The organism is Curtobacterium sp. MCBD17_013 (genome assembly GCF_003234565.1).
In the GTDB taxonomy this organism is placed as follows: domain Bacteria; phylum Actinomycetota; class Actinomycetes; order Actinomycetales; family Microbacteriaceae; genus Curtobacterium.
In genome coordinates, this window is the sequence record NZ_QKTU01000035.1 from 1 (window position 1) to 5,800 (window position 5,800).

Annotated in this window: 3 rRNA genes; all 3 read right to left on the reverse strand. The window is 56.5% G+C overall.

What is annotated here, in order from left to right:
• Positions 1 to 7 precede the first annotated feature (7 nt).
• The 3 genes from rrf to DEI81_RS15855 all read right to left on the reverse strand — a co-directional run bounded on the left by rrf (position 8) and on the right by DEI81_RS15855 (position 5,381).
• Positions 8 to 124: ribosomal RNA gene (gene rrf, locus DEI81_RS15845) — 5S ribosomal RNA — on the reverse strand.
• A gap of 107 nt (positions 125 to 231) precedes the next feature.
• Positions 232 to 3,360: ribosomal RNA gene (locus tag DEI81_RS15850) — 23S ribosomal RNA — on the reverse strand.
• A gap of 501 nt (positions 3,361 to 3,861) precedes the next feature.
• Positions 3,862 to 5,381 (reverse strand): 16S ribosomal RNA (locus DEI81_RS15855).
• Together the 16S, 23S and 5S rRNA genes form the textbook arrangement of a ribosomal RNA operon.
• Positions 5,382 to 5,800 lie beyond the last annotated feature (419 nt).

The following is a 5,800-nucleotide window of genomic DNA, read 5'->3' on the forward strand; positions in this document are numbered from 1 at the left end:
ACGTTGAGTCCGGCGGTGTCCTACTCTCCCACAAGGTCCCCCTTGCAGTACCATCGGCGCTGAGAGGCTTAGCTTCCGGGTTCGGAATGTGACCGGGCGTTTCCCTCTCGCTATGACCACCGGAACACCATCGATATTCACGATCATGTTCCGCAGTTGCTGCGGATGATCCCCGATCGCATATCGGGAACCACAAAGTGGACGCGAGCCCCACCCGAACGGGTGGGAAGTGTAATCAAGTCATCGGCTTATTAGTACCGGTCAGCTCCACGGGTCGTTAGTCCCCGCTTCCACATCCGGCCTATCAACCCAGTCGTCTACTGGGAGCCTCTCACCCACAAGGGGCATGGAAATCTCATCTCGAAGACGGCTTCCCGCTTAGATGCTTTCAGCGGTTATCCGGTCCGAACGTAGCTAATCAGCGGTGCCCTTGGCAGAACAACTGACACACCAGAGGTTCGTCCATCCCGGTCCTCTCGTACTAGGGATAGATCTTCTCAAATTTCCTACGCGCGCAGCGGATAGGGACCGAACTGTCTCACGACGTTCTAAACCCAGCTCGCGTACCGCTTTAATGGGCGAACAGCCCAACCCTTGGGACCTACTCCAGCCCCAGGATGCGACGAGCCGACATCGAGGTGCCAAACCATGCCGTCGATATGGACTCTTGGGCAAGATCAGCCTGTTATCCCCGAGGTACCTTTTATCCGTTGAGCGACAGCGCTTCCACAAGCCACTGCCGGATCACTAGTCCCGACTTTCGTCCCTGCTCGACTTGTCAGTCTCACAGTCAAGCTCCCTTGTGCACTTACACTCGACACCTGATTGCCAACCAGGTTGAGGGAACCTTTGGGCGCCTCCGTTACTTTTTGGGAGGCAACCGCCCCAGTTAAACTACCCACCAGGCACTGTCCATGAACCCGATCAGGGTCCTACGTTAGACATCCAGAGTGACCAGAGTGGTATTTCAACAACGACTCCACGAACACTGGCGTGCCCGCTTCACAGTCTCCCACCTATCCTACACAAGCCACACCGAACACCAATACCAAGCTGTAGTAAAGGTCACGGGGTCTTTCCGTCCTGCTGCGCGTAACGAGCATCTTTACTCGTAGTGCAATTTCGCCGAGTTCGCGGTTGAGACAGCTGGGAAGTCGTTACGCCATTCGTGCAGGTCGGAACTTACCCGACAAGGAATTTCGCTACCTTAGGATGGTTATAGTTACCACCGCCGTTTACTGGGGCTTAAATTCTGAGCTTCGCCGTGAGGCTAACCCTTCCTCTTAACCTTCCAGCACCGGGCAGGCGTCAGTCCGTATACATCGTCTTGCGACTTCGCACGGACCTGTGTTTTTAGTAAACAGTCGCTTCCCACTGGTCTCTGCGGCCTTCCCCGCTCCCGGAGCAAGTCCGTTCACGGTTCCGGCCCCCCTTCTCCCGAAGTTACGGGGGCATTTTGCCGAGTTCCTTAACCACGATTCTCTCGATCTCCTTGGTATTCTCTACCTGACCACCTGAGTCGGTTTCGGGTACGGGCAGCTGCAACCTCGCGTCGATGCTTTTCTCGGCAGCATAGGATCACTGAATTCCCCATGACGGGTATGCATCGGATCTCAGGCGTACAGACGACGGATTTGCCTATCGTCAGCCCTACATCCTTACACCAGGTTCACCTTACGGATACCATCGCCTGGCTCAGCTACCTTCCTGCGTCACACCTGTTAATACGCTAGCCGCACCAGCATGGGGTCGAGCGTTAGACCGGACGTCCATCACCCCGAAGGGATCAGGATCGAGCCGGGTTAGGACTCTTAGCACCACTGGATTGACTGGGACGGTTGTTCGCCGGTACGGGAATATCAACCCGTTGTCCATCGACTACGCCTGTCGGCCTCGCCTTAGGTCCCGACTTACCCAGGGCGGATTAGCCTGGCCCTGGAACCCTTGGTCTTTCGGAGGACGGGTTTCTCACCCGTCTTTCGCTACTCATGCCTGCATTCTCACTCGTGTGGCGTCCACGGCTGGATCACTCCGCCGCTTCACTCGCCACACGACGCTCTCCTACCACTCCGTACGACTGAACCACGAAGGCTTGTCTGGGTACGAAATCTACAACTTCGGCGGTGTGCTTGAGCCCCGTTACATTGTCGGCGCGGAATCACTTGACCAGTGAGCTATTACGCACTCTTTCAAGGGTGGCTGCTTCTAAGCCAACCTCCTGGTTGTCTGTGCAACTCCACATCCTTTCCCACTTAGCACACGCTTAGGGGCCTTAGTTGGTAGTCTGGGTTGTTTCCCTCTCGACGATGAAGCTTATCCCCCACCGTCTCACTGCTGCGCTCTCACTTACCGGCATTCGGAGTTTGGCTGACGTCAGTAACCTTGTAGGGCCCATCGGCCATCCAGTAGCTCTACCTCCGGCAAGAAACACGCAACGCTGCACCTAAATGCATTTCGGAGAGAACCAGCTATCACGAAGTTTGATTGGCCTTTCACCCCTATCCACAGCTCATCCCCTCCATTTTCAACTGAAGTGGGTTCGGGCCTCCACGACGTCTTACCGTCGCTTCACCCTGGCCATGGATAGATCACTTCGCTTCGGGTCTAGGACATGCGACTGAATCGCCCTATTCAGACTCGCTTTCGCTACGGCTACCCCACACGGGTTAACCTCGCCACATATCGCTAACTCGCAGGCTCATTCTTCAAAAGGCACGCTGTCACCCCAACAAGGAGGCTCCAACGGTTTGTAAGCAAACGGTTTCAGGTACTATTTCACTCCCCTCCCGGGGTACTTTTCACCTTTCCCTCACGGTACTTGTCCGCTATCGGTCATCTGGGAGTATTTAGGCTTATCAGGTGGTCCTGACAGATTCACACGGGATTTCTCGGGCCCCGTGCTACTTGGGATACACATCCGGCCATAACACCATTTCGTCTACGGGGCTGGCACCCACTACGGCCCGGCTTTCAAACCGGTTCGACTATGATGCGCTGTAACCGCCCCAGTCCGGCAGAACTGAGCGACGTGTCCCACAACCCCGACCATGCAACGCCCGCCGGCTATCACACATGATCGGTTTAGCCTCATCCGCTTTCGCTCGCCACTACTCACGGAATCACATGTTGTTTTCTCTTCCTGTGGGTACTGAGATGTTTCACTTCCCCACGTTCCCTCTACCCGCCCTATACATTCAGGCGGGAGTCACCAGGTCGCAAAACGCCTGGCGGGGTTTCCCCATTCGGAAATCCTCGGCTCACAGCTCGATTATCAGCTCCCCGAGGCTTATCGCAGATTTCTACGTCCTTCTTCGGCTCCAGATGCCAAGGCATCCACCGTTTGCTCTTAGAAACTTGACCACAAAGATTGCCGCGCACCGAAAACGATGCACGGCCTCAGTGTTGACTCGTCCCAACGCCAAACGACGTCAGGAGCGAATCGCACTCTTGTGACACCAGCCGACCCACCACCAACCACGAAAGCCGGCGACGAATCAGCAAGCGTCTAAGATGCTCGCGTCCACTGTGTAGTTCTCAACATACGATCGGCACCAGCCCGCCCCGACCAACCGGTCGACTTGGCACTGGCCCAACGAGGGGGCATCAAGCCCCAACCCCACCACCACACAGGCAGCAGGGAAGCCTGGTCCCTCAGGACCCAACAACGTGCACGGCCCGAACCTCACCCACAGACCCGTTCCAACCGGCCGAAACCGACGTACTAGCATCCACGAGATCCATCCGGACCCACTGTCAATGTTCCACCCATGAGCTACCGGCGAGAACATTCGTCTCGATCCGGCGCCTGGACACCACCCCCAACCCGAACGGGCCAGGCCAGCAGTGCCAGATGCTCCTTAGAAAGGAGGTGATCCAGCCGCACCTTCCGGTACGGCTACCTTGTTACGACTTAGTCCTAATCACCGATCCCACCTTCGACGGCTCCTTCCACAAGGGTTAGGCCACCGGCTTCGGGTGTTACCGACTTTCATGACTTGACGGGCGGTGTGTACAAGGCCCGGGAACGTATTCACCGCAGCGTTGCTGATCTGCGATTACTAGCGACTCCGACTTCATGAGGTCGAGTTGCAGACCTCAATCCGAACTGAGACCGGCTTTTTGGGATTCGCTCCACCTTACGGTATCGCCGCCCTTTGTACCGGCCATTGTAGCATGCGTGAAGCCCAAGACATAAGGGGCATGATGATTTGACGTCATCCCCACCTTCCTCCGAGTTGACCCCGGCAGTCTCCTATGAGTCCCCGGCCGAACCGCTGGCAACATAGAACGAGGGTTGCGCTCGTTGCGGGACTTAACCCAACATCTCACGACACGAGCTGACGACAACCATGCACCACCTGTACACCGACCACAAGGGGGCGACCATCTCTGGCCGTTTCCGGTGTATGTCAAGCCTTGGTAAGGTTCTTCGCGTTGCATCGAATTAATCCGCATGCTCCGCCGCTTGTGCGGGCCCCCGTCAATTCCTTTGAGTTTTAGCCTTGCGGCCGTACTCCCCAGGCGGGGCGCTTAATGCGTTAGCTACGACACAGAAACCGTGGAAAGGTCCCTACATCTAGCGCCCAACGTTTACGGCGTGGACTACCAGGGTATCTAATCCTGTTCGCTCCCCACGCTTTCGCTCCTCAGCGTCAGTTACGGCCCAGAGATCTGCCTTCGCCATCGGTGTTCTTCCTGATATCTGCGCATTCCACCGCTACACCAGGAGTTCCAATCTCCCCTACCGCACTCTAGTCTGCCCGTACCCACTGCAAGCCCGAGGTTGAGCCTCGGGATTTCACAGCAGACGCGACAAACCGCCTACGAGCTCTTTACGCCCAATAATTCCGGACAACGCTTGCACCCTACGTATTACCGCGGCTGCTGGCACGTAGTTAGCCGGTGCTTTTTCTGCAGGTACCGTCACTTTCGCTTCTTCCCTACTAAAAGAGGTTTACAACCCGAAGGCCGTCATCCCTCACGCGGCGTTGCTGCATCAGGCTTTCGCCCATTGTGCAATATTCCCCACTGCTGCCTCCCGTAGGAGTCTGGGCCGTGTCTCAGTCCCAGTGTGGCCGGTCACCCTCTCAGGCCGGCTACCCGTCGTCGGCTTGGTGAGCCATTACCTCACCAACTACCTGATAGGCCGCGAGTCCATCCCCAACCAAAATTCTTTCCACGACCAGACCATGCGATCGGCCGTCATATCCAGTATTAGACGTCGTTTCCAACGCTTATCCCAGAGTCAGGGGCAGGTTACTCACGTGTTACTCACCCGTTCGCCACTAATCCGCCCAGCAAGCTGGGCATCATCGTTCGACTTGCATGTGTTAAGCACGCCGCCAGCGTTCGTCCTGAGCCAGGATCAAACTCTCCGTAAAAAACGTTCCCAACCACTCCGAAGAGCAGAAGGCGAATTTGATGCTGACTGAAAAGACTGTCTACTGACAATCATTCAATCCAAAGGAATTGTCCACGAACGCGCCAACCCAAAGGCCGACACGCACGGGGTCAATAAATTGGCATTGACAATGTGCACGCTGTTGAGTTCTCAAGGACCAGACGCATCCGCTCATCCACCCGGGAACCCCCGGACATCAGCAACGAAGCTGTGTTCTTGGTTGTGCAACCGATGTGCATCCCCCTACACGAGGTGGATGGCTCATCCCGAAGGAGAGGACCAGTTGCAGGTTTTACATCCTAAGCGTCGAAGCGATCAGGCGCAAGTCCCGATCAGAACCTCGGTGGAGGACGGTCCCGCTTGAGGCCGGCTCGCTCCGGGACACTGTCCCGGCCGCTC